This is a genomic window from Lentzea aerocolonigenes (assembly GCF_000955955.1).
GTDB classification, from domain to species: Bacteria; Actinomycetota; Actinomycetes; order Mycobacteriales; family Pseudonocardiaceae; genus Lentzea; species Lentzea aerocolonigenes_A.
The window spans coordinates 1-2,264 of the sequence record NZ_JYJG01000179.1; the positions used below are offsets into that span (position 1 = coordinate 1).

A 2,264-nucleotide genomic window follows, 5' to 3' on the forward strand; every position below is an offset into this window, starting at 1 on the left:
GGCACCCGACCGGCCGGCGAGCAGGACCACCGAGCCACCCGCGTTGGTCTCCGCCATCCGCTGGAACTTCGGCAGCTCGGCCATCACCCGCCCGAGCGTCGACCCGTCCACCCGCACCTGCGCGCCGTCGGTCAGCCTCAGCTCGAACGAGTCCGCGTCACCGCGCACCGCGACGTACATCGAGTCCTGGCGCCAGTTCGCGGGGACCTCCATCGCGCCCTTGCTGCTCGGGAACGACGACGAACCTTCACGCTGCACGAACGTCCGCAGGTGCTCCCTGCCGGGCTCCGCGCCCCACCGCAGCGAGGCGGAACGCTCGGCGCCGGTGAGGAAGGTGAACCCGATCGGCTCCTTCGACTTGCCGCGCAACTGCTCGACCCGGACGTCACCGGGCTCGAACCGGCGCACGTCGCCTGAGGGTTCCGTGCCCTGCAGGCGTCCCAGCCCCGACTCGGTGCCGGGCAACGACGTCAGCCCCTCGGCGCGCGCGGGTCCCGCGGGCGGGCGCACCACCTGTGCGGGAACGGCGGCGTCGCGGTCGTGCACGGTCCAGCCGTCCTGGAACCAGACGACGGGCCTGCTGTGGCCGTCGGCGTGCAGGCCGGCCGCGCCCCTGAGCTCGAGCACCGGGCTGGTGACGCCGAACTCGCCGCGCAGCGTCTGGTGGAAGTCCGCGCCAGGCGTCCGTCCGGACAGCGGCGTCGTGGCGGCCAGCACGACCGGCTGCCGCAAGCCGCCCATGGCGCGGAACGTCTCGCTGTTGCCCACGACCCTGGCGAACGCCGCGCCGTCGACGTGCACGGTCCGGCCGTCGGTGGTGTGCACGACGAGCCGTCCGTCCACATCGGACTCCGTCGCGACGTGGAAGGTGCCCTCCCGCAACCGCGCGGTCCGTCCCTGCGGCTGCCCGGCGTCTCCCGCGTTCTCCCGCCAGAACGACACGCCGACCGGGCGGTCGCCCTGCATGATCGGCCGCGAGCGCACCTCGGCGGGGTCGACCGGCACCCAGCGGGCCTGGTCGTGCAGCTCGCCGAGCACGGAGGCCCGGCCCGACGAGAAGGTCTCCCACCGGCCGTCGAGCACGTGGGTGCTCCAGACGTCCTTCTTCACCGAGTAGGTGCCGGCCGTGTTCGTCGGCGCCACCACCGGCTGGCGATGCCCCTGGACCGCCAGCGCCCGCTGGAAGTCGTGCGCCAGACCGCCGGTGCCCCGCATCTCGCCGGTCGAGCAGGCGAGCAGCGTCAGCGCTTCCGGGTCGCGCGCGGCCATCAGGTCCCCGAACGCCCGCAGATCCCCGAGCAGTTCGGCGAACTCCTTGCCGCGCAGCATGACCGTGCGCCCGTCGACCAGCTCCAGCTGGACCTTCTCCGGGAAACCGTGGGAGACGACGTAGGCCGACCGCTCCGGCCACGGCGAGGGCTGCGAGATGTCCCGCCCCGCCTTCATCTCCTGCACGAACCGCGCGCCGTCCATGCCCTCCGGCACGAGCGACGTCCGATGCGTGGCCGGGAGAGCCAGCCGCTGCACGTGGTGGTGCAGCTCGTCACCGATCAGGAACGAGACCGCGAGCGGCCTGCCGTCGTGACCGTTGAGCGTGGCGACCCGCACGTCACCAGTGCGGATGGTCGTCGACGCACCGTAGGCCGATTCCGCGTCCAGCTGCCGGTTGGTGATCACGGCGGGTTCGGGGAACGTGCGCCAGGAGCCGCCGCGGTCCACGACGATCTGGCCGCCGCGCTTGAGCAGCGCGGTCCGCAGGTACACGTCCGCCGTCGGCGCCACCACGAGCTGGTGCCATCCGGCGGACGCCAGGCCCTGCTGGAAGTCGCGCGCCGCCGGACCGGCGGCCGTCTGGCCGGCGAGCAACACCAGCGTGCCGCCGTTGGGCTCGTCCGCCATCCTGCGGAACGACGTCAGGCCGGACATCACGTGCCCGAACGTCGAGCCGTCGACCGTCACCCGCGAGCCGTCCTTCAGCCGCAGCTCGAACGAGTCCGCGCCACCTCGGACCGCGACATACGTCGCGTCCGTGCGCCACGGCCCGCGCGCCTCGGCCGCGCCCTTGCTGCTCGGGAACGACGACGAGCCCTCGGGGTGCAGGAACGTTCGCAGGTGCTCGCTCCTGGGCTCACCGGCCCACCGCAACGAGGCGGAGCGCTCACTCCCGCCGAGGAACGTCAGGCCGACCTGCTCCCCACCGCGCACCATCGGCCGGACCTGGACCTCGCCGGGCTCGAACCGGCGCACTTCACCGGCGAGGTCGA

Annotated in this window: 1 protein-coding gene; it reads right to left on the minus strand. The window is 73.3% G+C overall.

What is annotated here, in order from left to right:
• On the minus strand, positions 1–2,264 hold a 2,264-nt coding region (locus UK23_RS52875), incomplete at both ends, for a hypothetical protein (protein WP_045313875.1).